The sequence below is a fragment of the Neobacillus ginsengisoli genome, assembly GCF_030813055.1.
The window spans coordinates 382,931-400,654 of sequence record NZ_JAUSTW010000004.1; the positions used below are offsets into that span (position 1 = coordinate 382,931).

At 36.2% G+C, this 17,724-nt stretch carries 18 protein-coding genes; 8 read left to right on the plus strand and 10 right to left on the minus strand.

Annotated elements, in window-relative coordinates:
• Positions 1–103: 103 nt before the first annotated feature.
• Positions 104–415 carry a hypothetical protein gene (locus J2S10_RS14250; RefSeq protein WP_307408845.1) on the minus strand — a complete coding sequence of 104 codons (312 nt, stop codon included), beginning with the start codon at positions 413–415 and terminating at the stop codon, positions 104–106.
• Positions 416–662: 247 nt separating this feature from the next.
• Here J2S10_RS14250 and J2S10_RS14255 point away from each other — a divergent pair, with 247 nt between their 5' ends.
• From J2S10_RS14255 to J2S10_RS14290, 8 genes are all read left to right on the plus strand, one after another.
• Positions 663–1,715 (plus strand): M42 family metallopeptidase, encoded by a 1,053-nt coding sequence (locus J2S10_RS14255; RefSeq protein ID WP_307408847.1) that lies wholly within the window; start codon positions 663–665, stop codon positions 1,713–1,715.
• A gap of 337 nt (positions 1,716–2,052) precedes the next feature.
• Positions 2,053–2,202, plus strand: a complete 150-nt coding sequence (dltX, locus tag J2S10_RS14260) for a teichoic acid D-Ala incorporation-associated protein DltX (protein ID WP_307408849.1) — start codon at positions 2,053–2,055, stop codon at positions 2,200–2,202.
• Positions 2,203–2,220: 18 nt separating this feature from the next.
• Positions 2,221–3,735 (plus strand): D-alanine--poly(phosphoribitol) ligase subunit DltA, encoded by a 1,515-nt coding sequence (gene dltA, locus J2S10_RS14265; protein ID WP_307408851.1) that lies wholly within the window; start codon positions 2,221–2,223, stop codon positions 3,733–3,735.
• Positions 3,732–4,898, plus strand: a complete 1,167-nt coding sequence (gene dltB / locus J2S10_RS14270; protein WP_307408854.1) for a D-alanyl-lipoteichoic acid biosynthesis protein DltB — start codon at positions 3,732–3,734, stop codon at positions 4,896–4,898. The genes dltA and dltB overlap by 4 nt, the downstream gene beginning before the upstream one ends.
• A gap of 5 nt (positions 4,899–4,903) precedes the next feature.
• The gene (gene dltC, locus J2S10_RS14275) at positions 4,904–5,140 is read left to right on the plus strand and encodes a D-alanine--poly(phosphoribitol) ligase subunit 2 (RefSeq protein ID WP_307408855.1); all 237 of its coding nucleotides are present in this window, start codon (positions 4,904–4,906) and stop codon (positions 5,138–5,140) included.
• The gene (dltD, locus tag J2S10_RS14280) at positions 5,137–6,345 is read left to right on the plus strand and encodes a D-alanyl-lipoteichoic acid biosynthesis protein DltD (protein ID WP_307408857.1); all 1,209 of its coding nucleotides are present in this window, start codon (positions 5,137–5,139) and stop codon (positions 6,343–6,345) included. The genes dltC and dltD overlap by 4 nt, the downstream gene beginning before the upstream one ends.
• A gap of 237 nt (positions 6,346–6,582) precedes the next feature.
• A complete protein-coding gene (tatC, locus tag J2S10_RS14285; RefSeq protein ID WP_307408860.1) occupies positions 6,583–7,329 on the plus strand; it encodes a twin-arginine translocase subunit TatC in 747 nt (248 codons plus the stop codon).
• Positions 7,330–7,527: 198 nt separating this feature from the next.
• Complete coding sequence (locus J2S10_RS14290) at positions 7,528–7,743, plus strand: twin-arginine translocase TatA/TatE family subunit (RefSeq protein WP_307408863.1); 216 nt, start codon at positions 7,528–7,530, stop codon at positions 7,741–7,743.
• A gap of 69 nt (positions 7,744–7,812) precedes the next feature.
• Here J2S10_RS14290 and hmpA read toward each other — a convergent pair whose 3' ends face one another.
• From hmpA to argJ, 9 genes are all read right to left on the minus strand, one after another.
• Entirely contained in the window at positions 7,813–9,093 is a 1,281-nt protein-coding gene (gene hmpA / locus J2S10_RS14295; protein WP_307408866.1) for an NO-inducible flavohemoprotein, read from the minus strand.
• A 160-nt stretch (positions 9,094–9,253) separates the two neighbouring features.
• Positions 9,254–9,805, minus strand: coding sequence for a hypothetical protein (locus J2S10_RS14300; protein ID WP_307408868.1), 552 nt, complete (start codon positions 9,803–9,805; stop codon positions 9,254–9,256).
• A gap of 358 nt (positions 9,806–10,163) precedes the next feature.
• Positions 10,164–10,532: a VOC family protein gene (locus J2S10_RS14305; RefSeq protein ID WP_307408871.1), complete on the minus strand. Its 369-nt coding sequence runs from the start codon at positions 10,530–10,532 to the stop codon at positions 10,164–10,166.
• 254 nt (positions 10,533–10,786) lie between these two features.
• A complete protein-coding gene (locus J2S10_RS27450; RefSeq protein WP_370876214.1) occupies positions 10,787–11,443 on the minus strand; it encodes a CAP domain-containing protein in 657 nt (218 codons plus the stop codon).
• 514 nt (positions 11,444–11,957) lie between these two features.
• Positions 11,958–12,938 carry an ABC transporter permease gene (locus J2S10_RS14315; protein ID WP_307408873.1) on the minus strand — a complete coding sequence of 327 codons (981 nt, stop codon included), beginning with the start codon at positions 12,936–12,938 and terminating at the stop codon, positions 11,958–11,960.
• The gene (locus J2S10_RS14320; RefSeq protein ID WP_307408875.1) at positions 12,931–13,842 is read right to left on the minus strand and encodes an ABC transporter ATP-binding protein; all 912 of its coding nucleotides are present in this window, start codon (positions 13,840–13,842) and stop codon (positions 12,931–12,933) included. The genes J2S10_RS14315 and J2S10_RS14320 overlap by 8 nt, the downstream gene beginning before the upstream one ends.
• 12 nt (positions 13,843–13,854) lie before the next feature.
• On the minus strand, positions 13,855–14,631 hold the full coding sequence (locus tag J2S10_RS14325) for an SGNH/GDSL hydrolase family protein (protein WP_370876208.1): 777 nt from the start codon (positions 14,629–14,631) through the stop codon (positions 13,855–13,857).
• 188 nt (positions 14,632–14,819) lie between these two features.
• Entirely contained in the window at positions 14,820–16,142 is a 1,323-nt protein-coding gene (locus tag J2S10_RS14330) for a VTT domain-containing protein (protein ID WP_307408877.1), read from the minus strand.
• Positions 16,143–16,565: 423 nt separating this feature from the next.
• A complete protein-coding gene (gene argJ / locus J2S10_RS14335) occupies positions 16,566–17,723 on the minus strand; it encodes a bifunctional glutamate N-acetyltransferase/amino-acid acetyltransferase ArgJ (protein ID WP_307408879.1) in 1,158 nt (385 codons plus the stop codon).
• Position 17,724: the final 1 nt, after the last annotated feature.

A 17,724-nucleotide genomic window follows, 5' to 3' on the forward strand; every position in this document is an offset into this window, starting at 1 on the left:
AGCGAAGTACACTAGTCGCTGGGCGCTGGAGCTGGACAATTCTCAAAGATAATTATTATACACGCTTATCTATAATAAAAGACTAGCATTGGCTAGTCTTTATTTATTTCCAATTTTTATATTCAATGGTTCCGCCTGTTAAATCAATCGTATTGGATTCCCCTTTATAATAGGTCTTTCCATCTTTTTCATAAATCAAATTTTCATACGTATAAACCTTTTGATCATTTGGAAGCAGAATTACAACTTTACGTCCCAAATTTTCTGAAGGTGCCTCAATCCGAATTGTATTTTGGTAATAATAACGAAAAACAAAGAAACCTACTGTTATCAAAATGCATGCCAATATGAAAAAAAATGGACCCTTCCAGGAAAATTGCTTTGGTTTGTCGCGGTATAGTTCTAATCTGGTCATCTTTCTTCTCCCATTTGTCTGTAAGTCACTAATTGTTAATTTCCCCTCACTTTTTTAAATAGTTAGAATAGTTCCATTTATGCCCAAATTTTCACAAATTATCCTTGAAACTTACTAAAATTTCATCATTAGATAGACTATGCCGGACCAATGAAAAAGTTGACCGGAAATGCAAAAAACGTTTTTACACATGGTATTTAAGATTAGATGTATAATAAAAAAAGATGAAAATTTGAGAGGAGAATTCATGTTGAGTTACCCAAATACCGGTGAAACGATTGAATTAATTGCGGATTTGGTATCCATTCCCAGTCCATCAGGTAATACCAATGAAGTAATTTCCTTTGTAGAAAAATTTCTAGCTGAACTTCAAATTGAAACAAAAAGAAACCGGAAAGGTGGATTAATCGCTACTATAATAGGGAAAGATTCAGCCCGACATAGGATGCTTACCGCACATGTAGACACATTAGGTGCAATGGTGAAGGAAATTAAAGCAAATGGCAGACTCAAGATAGACTTAATTGGAGGATTTAAATACAATTCCATTGAAGGTGAGTACTGCCAAATTGAAACGAGCAGCGGAACGAAATATACAGGAACGATTCTTATGCACCAAACATCCGTTCATGTTTATAAGGATGCCGGAAAAGCGGAACGAAATCAGGAAAACATGGAAATCCGCTTAGATGCAAAAGTACATAACGCAGAAGATATTAGAGCACTGGGAATTAAAGTAGGAGATTTTGTATCATTTAATCCACGGGTGGAAATAACTCCGAGTGGATATATTAAATCCCGCCATTTAGATGACAAAGCAAGTGTCGCGATTCTCCTTCAATTAATCAAGCAAATAAAAACTGAAAATATCCTTTTGCCGTATACGACCCACTTTTTGATTTCAAACAACGAAGAAATCGGCTATGGCGGCAACTCAAATATTACACCTGAAACCGTTGAATATCTGGCAGTTGACATGGGAGCAATGGGAGATGGGCAGTCAACAGACGAATACACTGTCTCTATTTGTGTAAAGGATGCTAGCGGGCCCTACCATTATGAATTGCGGAAAAAATTAGTGCTGCTGGCTGAGGAAAATAAAATCGATTATAAATTAGATATATACCCATACTATGGTTCAGACGCTTCCGCAGCCATTCGATCCGGGCACGACATTGTCCATGGATTAATCGGGCCTGGAATTGACTCTTCCCATGCTTTTGAACGAACGCACCAATTATCCATAGAAAACACTGCAAAGCTTTTATTTCATTATGTACAAACGGAACTAGTATGTTAAAACCGGGCAGCGCCTGGTTTTTTCATGTCCGAATCTGTTGAATTTTATTCCACCAACTTAAAATAGTTCTTGCCCTTGTTTTATTCCTCTATTATCCTATTAAGAGAAAGAAAACAAGTAATAAAATTTAATAATTTTCTCATCATTTTTTAATGCAAAGATTGGTAAACGGCATTATGATAATTAAGTCAGTTAAACTAGGGGAAGAATAAGTGTGAATTCAGCACTTCAATGCCCTCTCTAAATGAGTGATTTTTATATTCCTTTACTGGGACACTTAATCTTTTAATGATAAGTTCAAAATTTAGACAAAATTATTTTTGCGGGGTTAAAAACCATGATTGAAAAAATAAAGGCTTTTTATTCTAACCAAAAGGTTAAATGGTTTAGCAGATTTTTGTATTATTTGTTAATCCTCCTTTTTTTATTTTTTATGTATGGATTTAATGATGCAAGTGCGGGGACCTATATTTATAATGATTTTTAATGACGGAGGTAGCCTCAAATGAAATTGATATCTGCTATTAAAGACTTAGCAAATACAAAACCGGAAACATTAGCATATATTTCACCTGATAAAGAAATATCTTACGGGGAATTATGGAAGCAATCGGAACGCATCGCTTCGTATCTTTTAAACCAAAATTTTCAGCCTAAATCACCGATTTTGGTTTACGGGCATATGGAGCCCGAAATGCTCATCTCCTTCTTAGGCTGTGTGAAGTCGGGGCATCCATATATACCCGTTGATACGTCCATTCCTTTGGAAAGAGTGGCAAAAATCATTGATAGTGCTAAAACTGAATTGATCATCAATGTGTCTGATAAACCTTTATTGCTCGAAAATCAAGTGATTCCAGTGATGTCAACAGATGAAATCATACTTTCGCATGCAGCTGAAGTAGTGGTTGACTCTTCCAACTGGGTTGAAGATAATGATAATTTCTATATTATTTATACGTCAGGCAGTACTGGTAATCCAAAAGGTGTGCAAATTTCCGCAAATAATTTGCAAAGCTTCGTCGATTGGATGGTAAAGGACTTTCCGATTAACGGTCAGTTGCGTTTTTTAAACCAGGCACCTTATTCCTTCGACCTTTCTGTTATGGACCTTTATCCTGCCCTAGCAAGCGGTGGGAATGTTTTTGCGATTACGAAAGAAATGATTGCCAGACCGAAAATTTTATTTGAAGCATTAAAAAATTCTAAAACACAAGTATGGACGTCTACTCCTTCTTTTGTGCAGATGTGTTTAATGGATCCATCATTTAATGAGCAATTGCTGCCGGAAGTATCCGTATTTCTTTTTTGCGGTGAGATTTTACCCGTTTCAATTTCCCGGCAGTTAATGGAGAGATTCCCAAAAGCATCTATTTTTAACACCTATGGTCCAACTGAAGCTACGGTGGCTATTACAATTGTTGAAGTTACCCCTGAGATAGCCGATACCTATCAAAGCCTTCCTGTTGGAAAGCCGAAGGAAGACACCAAACTTTTACTGGTTGATGAAGATGGTAATGAAGTACCAGAAGGAGAAAAAGGAGAAATCATTATAGTTGGCCCCAGTGTTAGCAAAGGTTATTTAGGCCAACTGGAGCTGACGAATAAAGCTTTCTTCCAACTTAACGGACAACAGGCTTATCGAACAGGTGATGCCGGCTATATGGAGAAAGGTCTCCTCTTTTATAAAGGCCGAATTGATTTCCAAATTAAACTGCATGGCTATCGAATGGAATTGGAAGAGATTGAACATCATATTGCAAAATCAAAATATGTAAAAGCAGCAGTTGTCATTCCAATTTATCAAAATGAAAAAATTGAGTATTTATCTGCCTCCATCGTCCCGACGGAACATACATTTGAAAAAGAATATCAATTAACAAGTGCAATTAAAAATGAGCTTGGTGAGGTGCTTCCAGCATATATGATTCCAAGGAAATTTACCTATCATGAGGAACTGCCAATGACACCTAACGGCAAGGTTGACCGAAAACAAATTAGAGATAAGGTATTGCTATGACACCATATGGTTCTTTTACATTCTTTTTTATAATCGCTCTTTTATTAGTACCAACGGTTATCCTAGGTTTGCGAGGGAAAAGATTTCATACCTATAACATGATTGTAACGGTCATTGTGCTTGCAATCATTTTTTCTACCAAGTTAAATGGAGCTATCGCCCTCATTCTATTTACGATTTGGCAAGTACTTTTAATCAAGGGGTATCTTGCTTATCGAAAAAAAGCTAACAAGGATTTAGTTTTTTATACAGCTGTAATTATGTCCATTCTTCCTTTGGTCATATCTAAATTGTTACCTTATTTTCATCAAATCAACTTTGTTGGATTTTTAGGTATTTCCTATTTGACCTTCAAAGGAACGCAATTAATCATGGAAACAAGGGATGGATTAATTAAACAGGATATCCCGATTGCCCGTTTACTCTATTTTATCTTGTTTTTTCCGACGATTTCTTCCGGTCCGATCGATCGGTACCGCCGGTTTGATAAAGATTTACAAGCTGAAGTAACTCCGGAGCAATATAAGCTGTTCCTTTATGATGGGATTAATAAAATTTTTCTTGGTTTTTTATACAAATATATCATTGGCTATTCGATCAACCACTTTTTTATTGCAAATATAGGGTTTATTGCCAACAGTTATTTTGAAAACCATCTTTATTACATGTATGCCTATAGTCTGTACTTATTTTTCGATTTTGCAGGATATAGTAATTTTGCAATTGGCGTTAGTTACATTATGGGCGTCAAATCACCGGAAAACTTTAATAAGCCTTTTATCAGCCGCAATATTAAAGACTTCTGGAATCGCTGGCATATGAGTCTCTCCTTCTGGTTTAGAGATTATGTATACATGCGCTTTGTCTTTTGGATGACAAAGAAAAAATATATAAAAAATCGCAATATTGTATCCAATCTTGGTTATATTTTACTATTTTTATTAATGGGACTATGGCACGGATTGGAAATTCAATATATAATTTATGGTGTATACCATGCCCTGTTAATGGTAGCCTACAATTCATTTGAACGTTTTAATAAAAAACATAAATGGTGGCCGCAAAATAAATTTACACATGTTGCAGCAGTTATTATTACGTTCCATTTTATTTGTTTTGGGTTTTATATTTTTTCAGGACAACTAATTCATAAAGGAGTTTAACTACAATGGAATTTAGAAATGAAGTAATCAACTTATTAGCAGAAATTTGCCAGGATGATGTCGTAAAGGAAAATCCGGATATTGATCTATTTGATAATGGTCTTTTAGATTCTTTTGGAACAGTAGAACTTCTTGTTCAAGTTGAAGAGCGATTTGGCATTACCGTTCCAATCACCGAATTTGACCGCGATGTATGGAATACTCCTAATAACATCGCTATGCAGTTGGCTGATTTGAAATGAAAAAACCTTTATTTTCGCCGATAATTATGGCATTTGTCGCTCTTTTTATTTTGGCGATTATACCGAATAAATGGATTGAGAATTTTATTCCAAAAAGCAGAATCAGTCAGTCCGCAACAGAATTAAATCCATTCATGTTTCAAGGTAAATATGTACAAGAAAAAATGCTTGAAGATGCTCATTACTTGCCGATGTATGGTTCGTCTGAACTAGCTAGGCTTGACCGCTTCCACCCTTCTAACTATTTTCAGGTAACAAAAGCCGGATTTACTCCGTTTCTTGTTGGACGAGGGGGAACGGAATCATTGATCCACTTTATGAATTTTTCGGAACATATTGATTCGCTTAAAGGGAAAAAAATAGTTTTTGTTTTGTCACCTCAATGGTTTCAACCCAGAGGTACCGATGAATCACATTTTGTACCGAATTATTCATCCTTACAGGGGTATGATCTTGCTTTTAACAATAAGGTTAATCCGGAAGTAAAAAAACTGGCTATAAAACGGTTATTACTATTTACACCAGTTAAAAATGATCCAATCCTTTCTGCTCTCTATAGAGCAGAAATTACTAACGATCCATTGACAAAACAGAAAGCATCCTTAGTTCGCCCTTTTGCATTTGCTTATCGAAATTTATTAGAAAAGAAGGATCTTTTTTACACCTTTGCCGGCGGTGTGCCGCGCAGCCGTGAGATTAGCCCCCTTGTTAAGCATCAATCATGGGATCAATTAGCTAAACAGGCTGATCAAGTCGGCGCAAAAAGTGCTACAAACAATCAGTTTTATGTAATAAATTCACAGTACAATAAATTCAAGAAAGATCTGCCTTCCTTAAGAAATTATCGACCTCATGCCACATATAAAAATTCCCCTGAATATCAAGATTTTCAACTGGTACTTGATGTTCTTAAACAAGCCGGAGCAAAACCATTATTCATTTCAGTTCCGGTAAATGGGAAATTTTATGATTATACTGGCTTTCCAAGATCAGGCAGAATGGTTTATTATCAAAAAATTAAAAACCAAATTGAAGCAGAAGGCTTTCAGGTTGCCGATTTCTCCAATCATGAATATGATCCATATTTTATGAAGGATACAATTCATATCGGATGGAAAGGCTGGGTATACACTGATAAAGCCATTGAAGATTTTTTGAAGGAAAGCAAAAACAAAAACAAAGATGAAGTCGTTCGGGCTAAATAACCCGAACGATTTTTGTTTTATAAACTGTTAGTTACTCTCTGTTTTCATCATTCTATATTACTTACCTTAAATTTTCCTTAATTTTTTCTTAAATGGCAATTTAGGGGTACTTGTTTCTCTTTTTTGCGAATTTGTTAACATATAGGCAAGAGAATGCATAGAAGAAACGTAATAGATGGTATATAATCAATAGGGTAACTTAACCGAATAATATTCGTTGTTAAAGAGGTGTACATCTTGTCTGAAAAAGAACTTAATTTGATTGAGCACATGGATGAACTAAGAAAGAGACTTATCATTACCGCAGTCGCTTTCATTGTCTTTCTTGCAGTTGGCCTTATTTATGTAAAAGAAATATATAACTATTTTATGGGCGGTCTGGGTTATAAATTAATGGTTTTAGGGCCGAGTGATATCATCTGGATTTATTTTCATATTGCTACTATTTTTGCGGCAGCCGGGACGATTCCGGTGGCAGCATGGCAATTATGGATATTTGTGAAACCTGCTTTAAAACCAATGGAAAGAAAAATAACCCTAGCATATATCCCAGCGTTGTTTTTCCTTTTTATCGGTGGTTTGGCGTTCGGTTATTTTTTCATTTTTCCAAACATCATGCGGTTTCTTGTGAATTTAGGTAAGGATTTAATGACCACTTCGTTTACCGCAGATAAATATTTCAGTTTTTTAATTAACATGACCTTGCCTTTTGGCTTTGCTTTTGAATTACCGCTTGTGATGATGTTTTTAACCACTTTAGGAATTGTTAATCCATTTAAAATTGTGAAGCTTAGAAAATATGCCTATTTGCTTCTGGTGATAATTGCTTCCATGATCTCACCGCCTGAATTAATGTCACATATTTCAGTAGCTATACCGCTGATTCTAATTTTTGAAATTAGTGTCTTATTGTCAAAAATCGTTTATAAAAAGAAACAAAGAAACGATCAGCTTTTATATGCAGAAGAAGAAAATGCAAATTAAAATTAAAAGGAACTCATTCAAGAGTTCCTTTTAATTTTAATAGTCTTATTATCAGAATGAAATGATAGAACGGTTACTATTCCATCCTTCTACCTGGATTTGCATGAAAGGCATTTCCGAAAAAACTAGAACAATTTTAGAGAAAAAGTTATAATAGATGTGCCATGAAATTATCACTCATCGCTAGGAGATGAAATTATGTTTTCAAATATTGGATTTCCAGGTTTAATATTAATTCTCATTGTTGCCTTAGTAATCTTTGGTCCTAATAAACTCCCTGAAATTGGTCGTGCATTCGGCAAATCACTTCGTGAATTTAAGAAAGCTACTGAAGGAATAGCAGATGATATAAAGCAAGAAATTAAGGAAGATATCAGCGAGGCAAAACAAGAAAAGATCGACTTAAAAAAATAGTTCTCCGATCAAAAGGAAATGCAAGATGCCTCATTCATCTTGCATTTTTTTTATTATTGTTTTATCTTTTTAATCCAAACTTCCAAAGGAGCCAAAAAATTCGTAATGGATGTGTTCTTCCGAAATTCCCCATTGCTTTAACGCTTTATTAATCACCTTCATGAACGGTTCCGGTCCACAAAAATAGAAATCAGCACCTTTTGTTGGTAAAATCTCTTTAAGCCACTCCAGGTTAATAAATCCATCCTTATCGTAGCTTTTCATTTCTATATCCTCTGCCGACGGCTTTTCATAAACTACCAAGGATTTAACAGTTTTATGATCTTCAGCAAGGTTATTTACATGCTTTTTAAAGGCATGGAGTTTACTATTGACCGCCGCATGTATATAGTATACCTTTCGGTCGGGTCTTTCCTGCACCGTTGTGTTAAGCATGCACATCATTGGCGTAAGCCCAACCCCTCCACTAATTAAAACTAATGGAAGATCAGAGTCCATATCCAAATAAAAATCGCCTGCAGGTGCAGTTATTTGAATCATATCTCCTTCATTTATATTAGCGTGTAAAAAGGAAGAAACTACTCCTGCCGGAATTTCTCCTTCCTTTTCTTCTTCTCGTTTAACACTAATACGATAGTAGTCCAATCCTGGGCGATCCGATAAACTATATTGCCGTAAATGGGTAAACTTTTCACTGCCAATGTCCATTTTAATCGTAATATATTGCCCCGGAATAAAATCTGCAATTTGCTTCCCATCTTTGGGTTTTAAATAAAAGGAAGTAATAACCTCACTTTCTTTCACTTTTTTATCAACGACAAAATCCCGAAAACCTGCCCAGCCCCCCGGCTTGGCTTCGGTCGTTTTATACATACGGTCTTCCATTCTTATAAATACATCGGATATCACGCCATAGGCGTCCGCCCAGGCATCAATAATTTCATTTGTTGCCGCATCACCCAATACTTCTTTAATAGCAGCTAACAAATTTTCTCCAACAATCGGGTAATGCTCAGGCTTTATTTGCAGACTTCGGTGCTTTTCACCGATTCTCTCTAATACAGGCATTATTTGGCTGAAATCTTCAATATTCGCTGCAGCACCATAGACGGCATCAGCTAATGCTTTAGGTTGATGGCCGGTTATTTGATGAGTCTGATTAAAGATATTTAAAAGTTCAGGATGCTGTTTAAACATTCGCTTATAGAAATGTTTCGTGATAGCTTCACCGTGCTCTTTCACAATTGGTAACGTGGCTTTAATAATTTCCAATTTTTGTGGATCCAGTGCTTTTACTGTTTCCAGAACTTCTTGCCATGTTTGTTGTTCACTTACTTTCGTAACTGTCATTTTTAAAATTTCCTCCTCTTCTCTTACAAATAAAGTATGTCCTCCACAAGAAAGGACTAATGGAGGTAATTTCTGTTATCCATTCCATTTTTAAATTCCAATTGAAATAGGCATTTGAATAAAAAAAACGCCAACCCTTTTTAGAATTGGCGATTTTACTTTACTTTTTCATCATGTCAGTCATCATTTGGTTATGCTGTTTGTAATGAGCTAAGAGTAAATTTAAATTTTCCGCTGCTTTCTTTTTATCCCCTGAATCAACAGCTGTTTTTAAGTCATGGAAGGTTTTCCAGTGCCCAAAATCTTTATCCCCATGAATCTTTTTAAAAAATTCCTCTTTCGTTAATTTACCGGCATCATACTGCTTCTTAAGCGCCTGCATTTTTGCCAATTTTTGTTTTTTCCATTCCTCATGTTTTTTAGCAAATTCAGGACTATGCCATTTTTCGTGAAGTGCCTTTTTTTCCGCCAATACTTTCGTCCACTCAGCCTTTTTCTCAGGGGTGTACTTATCGACCCATGTAAGTAATTTTTGCTCCCTCTCCGCCATTTTTGCCTGCCAATCGCGGTGCATATCATGTCCATCATGACAGTCACAAGGAGCCTTTTCTGCTTGTCCCTTACTAGGATCCGGCGTGGTTCCGGTTGCAGAAGCAAAGCCCGGGATCGATAGAAATAACCCTAAGGCTAAAATCATCATTTTCATTTTCATTATTCATTTCTCCTTTCAAAATTTACCTAGAATATTTTGTTAAACAAATTGGCACGAATTTAGCATGCCCGGTTTTTCAAAAAAAAATTTACCAATTTGTCAAAAATTTAGTTTTAAAATACTTGAGAAACATAGCAATTTATCGTAAGCTAAATACATAAAATATTTGTAAAATATTTCACAAATATTTTACAGTCAAACTAAACAGAAAACAAGTTAATCCATGGTCGGTAGGAATTCCCCTCCCATAACCGTCTAGGGATTAGAATATCCAACAATGTATTAGCCTTAATTCCCCCTTTTTTTAAGGCGCAAGCCCCCTTCCGTTTTGGAAAGGGGCTTATTTCTGCCTCTTTTTTTACACCCACTCGAGTAATTCCAAGCGGTTTCCAAAGGGATCGTCCACAAAAATACGAGTTGCCCCAGGAAGATTATCATCTTCTTTATAGGTAATATTTTTTTCTATTAGGTGTGATTTTAATTCTTCAATGTTTTCAACAACAAATGCGGGATGCGCTTTTTTAGCAGGAGTAAATGGATCGTCCACTCCGATATGAAGTTGAAAGGTACCAAATTCAAACCACACCCCGCCACGTTTTTTTAATTCCTCCGGCTTTTCAACTTCTGTCAACCCCAGGATTCCATTAAAAAATTCCCTCGCATCTTCCTCACAGCCCTTAGGTGCAGCAAGCTGAATATGATCGATTTTTCTAATTGTAAAAGCCATTAATATCCCCCCATCAATTAAATTTGATTTACAATTCTATTTTATAAAAATTATAATTTTCAATCAAATTTAATTCTTCCTTTCTTTTTTGTACAAAAAACAATCAATGATTTTCACTAATGCCAAATTCGCTAAAATAACAATAAACCTTAATAAACTACAAAATGACGTGTACCAATTCACACGTCATATTTTTAGTATATTTTTTCAACAAGGAAGAGCTATTCCTCAAATTTCAGGAATAGCTCAACATATTATTTACCTATAAACATTTGCGACCAGTAATTTCCACTTTGAGTAAAGCCTACACCAATATTGGTATAGTTAGGACTTAGAATATTTTTTCTATGTCCTTCGCTGTTCATCCAGGCCGTTACTACTTGCTGGGCAGTAGTTTGTCCCATCGCGATATTTTCACCAGCTGATTTATAAGTAACACCAAAGTCTCTCATCATGTCGAATGGTGAGCCATATGTTGGGCTTGTATGAGAGAAATAATGTTTAGCTTGCATATCATTTGATTTGACCTGTGCCACTTTACTTAGAGATGAATCTGCTTTTAAAGCGGGCAGACCATTTTTTCTTCTTTCATTATTCGTTAGTTCAATCACCTGTAAAGCCATCTGACTAATACCTGCTGTTGATGGGGCGGCAGGTGCTGAAGGCTGAGTTGCTTTTGGAACTGCAGGTGTCGTTATTCTTGGTGCAGTCGGATTGACAGGTGCTGCCTGTTGACCTGTTTGTGGAGTAATTGATTGCTGAGGCGTTTTAGCTCCAGACTGTCCAGTTGCAGGCCCAAATGTGTAATACCAGTAATTCCCCTGTTGTACCCGCTTGCTATGAGGATACATGTGACTTGGTGTTGCCGTACTATATGAATTCGGGTCAATCGTTATAAACCCATAATTCATTGGTTGAATTTCAGAAGTTGAAAAATCAAAGTCGTTTGAAACGTTTTTTGTGTTCAATGTACTATTGTTCAATGAACCCAAGTGCCCTGATGTATTGTTTCTGTTGGTCCCAAGGTTGTTACCATACTGATAATTCGTCGTATCGCTGCCATATAGACTCCAATTGTCCCTCGTACCGACGTCCCCTGTGGATACATTCATGTTGTTCAATCGGTTTGTATCACGGTAGGACACGTTATTCAACCGATTCATATCACGATAGGAAACATTTCGATAGTCCGGCGTTCTTAAGTCCCCTGTGGAAACATTTCTTGTACCTGTATAATCAACATTGCTTTTGTTTGTGGCACATGCCGTTAACGAAGCTAACATTAGTGATGCTACAGCAATTTTTGTTTTTTTGAAGCCCATCTTGTCATACCCCCTTCTTGAATTAGAAGATACGTTAATTATCTTCTCCGTTAAAAATGAAAGTATTGATGGGAAATTACGTGAAAGATGGATGGAAAAACTTTTAATACACATCCTTTTTAGTAAAAACAAAAAAGGAAACCACTAAGGCAATAGCCCACCAAACTAAAAGAACCATTAATGAAAACGACAAAGTCATTCCTTGTATTGGCGGAGCATTCCCTCTTATATAATCGGTTAACGTCAAATTTACCATAAAAAAGTATTTTGCTGATTCCCAAGATGAAACCATATTATTTAAAATTGCCCCAGATATTAATGCCGCGAGCATAACACCCATTCCTGCGGCAGTACTTCGAATTAATACTGAAAGCATAAACGATAACGTTCCGACTACAACTGCTACAAACCAAACGAGTCCAAAATCCATTAACAAATACTGCCATAGCTTAAGAAGCTTTACACCCGAAGTGTTTAATCCTGATTCCGTTACATTAAATCCAGTTAGAATCGGTGTTCCCCAACCTTTGTAGCCAAAAACAAGCCCTGAAATTAAGTAGGAAAGAATCCCCGCTATCGCGATAATTAATGATATCGCTAAGCAAAGTGTAAAGTATTTGCTTAAAAGAACTTTCCACCTTTTTACCGGCCTCGTTAAAAGGAGTTTTATCGAGCCCAGGCTATGCTCAGACGATACTAAATCACTTGCAATGACCATAACCATTAATGGGATAAATAAATCAATTGAGTTTTCAAAAAATACTCTTATAAATGTTGGCGCACCGGGTTCTGACGGATTAATATCATGATCAAGGTAATACTGTTCCTGCTGTAAGGTGATTTGCAGCTGCTTTTTCCATTCGTCCTGCATCCGGCTGCTGCTTAGGCGATTTTGCGTATCAATGATTTGCTGCTGTAAAATTGTCCTCCAGTCATTGGTGCCTAATTTTTCTCTTTGGGTTTGTACGGTTTTATACTGGGCATATGTAAATAGTACAACGAGAACGCCAATTATGATGGCAATAACAATAAGCCGTTTTTTTGCAATAAGCTTCATCATTTCATTTTGGACCAGTTTATTCAATCGTGTCACCCCCCGTCAATTCGAGGAACAAATCTTCTAATGCAGGTAATTTGCGGTTCATTTCAATAACAGAAACACCCGCTTCCACCAGCTGTTTATTCCATTCAGCGGTTTTCATTTCATCAAATTCAGTTAGAATTGTACCGTCCTCTTTTTCCTCAATTGCGGTTAACGCACTCAAGATTTCTTTCCCCTTATTAAATGGCTGGAAATGCCAAACCACTCTTTCACGATTGGAAAGTAACTGATGAACAGTATCAATTCGGATGATTGTACCTTTGGAAATAATCGCTACTCGGTCGCAAAGAAGCTGAATTTCACTTAATAAATGGCTTGATACGAGGACACTTAGGCCCTCTTCGACAGCAAGGAAACGAATAAATTGGCGCATCTCACGAATTCCGGCAGGATCCAATCCATTCGTTGGTTCATCGAGGATTAGCACTTTTGGTTTTCCCAGTAAAGCTTGTGCAATCCCGAGACGCTGCCGCATCCCTAGGGAATACGTTTTTACTTTATCATGAATCCTTTCTGTTAATCCGACAAGTTCCGTGACTTCTCGAATCCGTTCCTCGCCAATTCCATCAAGCATGCTGGCGAAATGGAGCAAGTTGTCATAGCCTGATAAATAAGGATACAACTCCGGATTTTCTACAATACATCCAAGATTCTTCATGGCATCCTGAAAATGATCGGAAATATTGTAGCCGCAAATCTGAATCGTACCTGATGTAGGTTTGATTAAGCCAACGAGCATACGGATGGTGGTGGTTTTCCCTGCACCATTTGGTCCGAGGAAGCCGAATACCTCGCCTTCTTTTAATTCAAAGCTTAAACCTTTAATAATTTCTCGTTTCCCAATAATCTTTTTAAGATTTTGAACAGATAAAGTTATTCTTTCCATTAATTCTTCTCCTTACCAGGTGAGCAACGAGGCAACTCGTTCAGCAATTAAACGATACCCTTTTGTATTTGGATGAAATTTATCTGAATACAAATAATCGTTTACCTTTAATTCAAATAAATCGAACGTTGGAACAAACACAATTTTCGGGAATTCTGCACTTATTTCCGCACTATCATAATTCCAGTGGCGGATCAGCTTGGAAATATCCTTTCCCTGATTTAAATCAATAAAAGGGTTATATAAGCCAATGAAAAAAACAGTTGCATTGCTATTAACCTGCCGAATTTGTTGAAAGACGAATTTTAAGTTATCCAAGTATTTCTTCTCGATGACCGGAATGTCTCCTGCTTGAAAATCTTCTAATCCTTGTCCGCCACGAAACAAATCGTTTCCGCCAATTGTCACCAACACCATGTCAGCTTTTTGAATTTGCCGCTGCACTTCGCTTTGGCGCACCTGCTGACGTAATTGGGCTGAGCGTTGTCCGTTAATACCAAGATTCGTAAGCTGAATCTGACGCTTTGTTTTTGTTTTGATTTCATCAATCAAATCACCTACATACCCTTTTCCGGTCTCATCTCCCGTTCCCCTAGTCAAAGAATCACCTAATGCAACAATCGTTAATCCTTTTTTAGATTCTACCTTTGATGTAACAGTCGTTTTTTGCGGTATTTTTTCTGGTTTGCCTGCATAATATTCTTTCACAGTCCAGCCGAGACCTATTAACCAGAGAAGACAAAATAGAACTCCTGTGACAGTAATAAAGCGTATGATATCCTTATTCAAAAATCTCATCCTTTCTGGCTTACTCTCTTTCAATTTAATCACAATAACATATAGATTCAAACTTTCCCTTCTTATAAAATAAGGTGGACAAAGCAAGGTTCGATAATTCTTAACATTTATTTATAAGATTCTCTTTTAGAAAAATTAAGAGGCTAGCTCAATTTTTGAACTAACCTTTTACGTTCTATTTATTCAGTCCTAACACGGGATTTCCTTTTAGGAGCATCCATATTCGTTAGCACTCGGAATATTTCCAGTAATAAAGTGGTTAGACCTAACCAAACCCCGCCAAACACATATCCTGCTGCCACTTGGCTCGGATCCTGGATATGGAAGTAAATCCGGCTTATACCTAGAAACAAGAGAATAATCACCCAACTAAAAATTAGCAATGTATGTACTCGGATGTATTTGCTATGACGCACCAAAATAAAAAAGAAAAATCCATAAATGACAAACGCCATTAACGATTGTTCGCTTGGAAAGCTATATGGAAAACGTTCTAATAATGAAGGTTCATTCGGTGATAGTCTATGAAAAATATTCCGTAGCAATTCCTCATAAAATTCTCCACCTCCAACCGCGAGAAATAGAAACGATAATTCAAGAAACTTATCCTTCCCTTTCCATATAATCCAAATGAGTGTGTAAAAAATAATCCCAAGAAGAAATGTTGCAGTCCCGAGGTTTAAAAAAGCATGCATCAATAAATCGGTCCGACCTTTAAATACAACTGAGACCAATAAATTGGTTACCTCATCAAAGTCCTGAATTTCATGCGTAAGGTAGTCTTGTATGAATCCAATCATCAGAATAATAAAACCCAACGTTATAAGTGAAAGTGTTGCCAGGAAGATTTCAGCCCTTCCGCGGGATCGAAAAATTTCAAATGTTTTTTTACCGAATTTTGTTCCTAATTGAATGATTTTATACTTGAATTTTTTAATCAGAAAAACAACAATCAGGACAATTGTAAGGATAATACTTCCAACAACTAAATATTTTTTTATTAATTCTTGAAAAATATTCCATCGGGGTCCAAGCATTTTTCCTAATATGATAAAGGTAGAAACCCAAATGACCGACCCGATACTAGAGTAAAGAGAAAAGATTTTAAATGGCAATCGGGTAACCCCGGAAAAATAACCTGTAATATGCCTGACGCCCGGTATGAAAAATGCCACAATCAAAAGCTTGTTTCCATATTTTTTAAACCACAGTGTGGTAGAATTCAGTCGTTCCGGTCCTAAATGAAAACGCGCCCCATATTTTTCAAAAAAGGGCATTCCTAGCCTAAATCCTATTCCATAAGCGAATATCATGCCAAGTGTACATCCTGCTGCAGAAGAAAGAATACTGCCAATCCAGCTTATGTGACCTTGAAATGACATTAAACCGGCATATCCCAATAAAGCTTCTACGGGAATTGGAAGTGCCATGATCCCTAAAGTTAATGAAAGAAATAAGACTAGATAACCGTAATCATTCATGAAAGCTGTTAAATAATGCAATTCGTTTCACCTCTCTCCACGATGCACGATTCGTCTGATTGTTTAAGGTTTAACCCTTGATGTAATTTGTATTTATAGGGTATATTGTCATAGTGATATTTATCCGTTTATCTTAACGATAGTAATTCTTTTAATTTTATTCAAAATTAATTTTCCAACACAGAGTAGAAAAAAACCGATTTCCAGTGTAGAAATCAGTTTTTGGAACTACATTATTTTTCTTGGCTACAGTTTTTTATTCACTGATAAATTTCCTTCCTTCATGATTCCAGATTGTAATAACGCGAATAGTGTTTTAAGTTGGTTTGTCCATTAATGTCTTAGAAATGTGTGGACATCAACTCTAAATAGTATCGTTTATTAGTGTAATTGTGGTATCGTCATATTTTATTAAAATATATTTTCTTGCAAAGCTACTTCTCTTTAAGAAGTATACTCACCGTTTATTTTCACATAGTCATATGTTAAATCACACCCCCATACTGTTGCATGAGCATTCCCTAAACCAAGAGAGACATTAATATTTATATCTTTGAGTCCTAAGTAGCTTCTAAGTTTTAGTAAATCTAATGTTTCATGTTGTTGTCCATCTTTAAAAACGATTAAGTTATTAAAAGCAATACTTATTTTTGCCGGGTCAATACTTGGGTCTTCTGTTTTTCCAATTGCCATGGCTATTCTTCCCCAGTTCGGGTCAGTGCCAAAAATAGCTGTTTTCACTAAAGGCGAATTAACAATTGATTTTGCTACTTTTTTTGCCTGAAGAAAATCGCTTGCTTCATTTACATTAACCTCTATTAGCTTGGTTGCTCCTTCGCCGTCACGTGCAATCTCTTTAGCTAACTCTATTGCCATAGATTTTAAACTTTGTTCAAATTGTTGTAAATCAACAGTACCCGCAAGACCATTTGCCATAATGGCGACAGTGTCACTTGTGCTAGTATCTGTATCAACGCTTATCATGTTGAAAGAAAGATCAACTGCTCCTTTCAGAATTTTATATATAGAGTCTTGAGGTATATGAGCGTCCGTTACAAAATAACAAAGCATTGTAGCCATATTAGGTTCAATCATGCCGGATCCTTTAGCGATACCAAGAAGTGTTGCATCACCTATCTTGCACGATTGTATTTTACACTTTGTATCGGTGGTTAAAATCGCTTTGGCTGCTGTGTGAAATCCACCATCCACCATCTCATCTTTTAGATTTGCAATTCCATATAATATTTTTTCCATTGGAAGTTGATAACCAATCACACCTGTGGATGATGGCAAAATATCAGTTGCACTGATATTCAACTCCTTGCTTAATACTTCAATTATTTTTTTAGCATTCTTTAACCCCTGTTCTCCTGTTGCTACATTCGAGTTCCCGCTATTGATAACAAACGCTTGTAATATATTATTTTCTATGTTTTGTTTCCCGATTTGCACTGGTGCAGAGCAAAACCTATTCTTAGTAAACACTGCTGCCGCTGTTGCAGGTATTATTGATTGTATTACAGTAAAATCCAAATCAACTTCTTTAATACCTATATTTTTAGAAGTAGTTTTAAAACCTTTTGGTTCGTAAATTTCCATT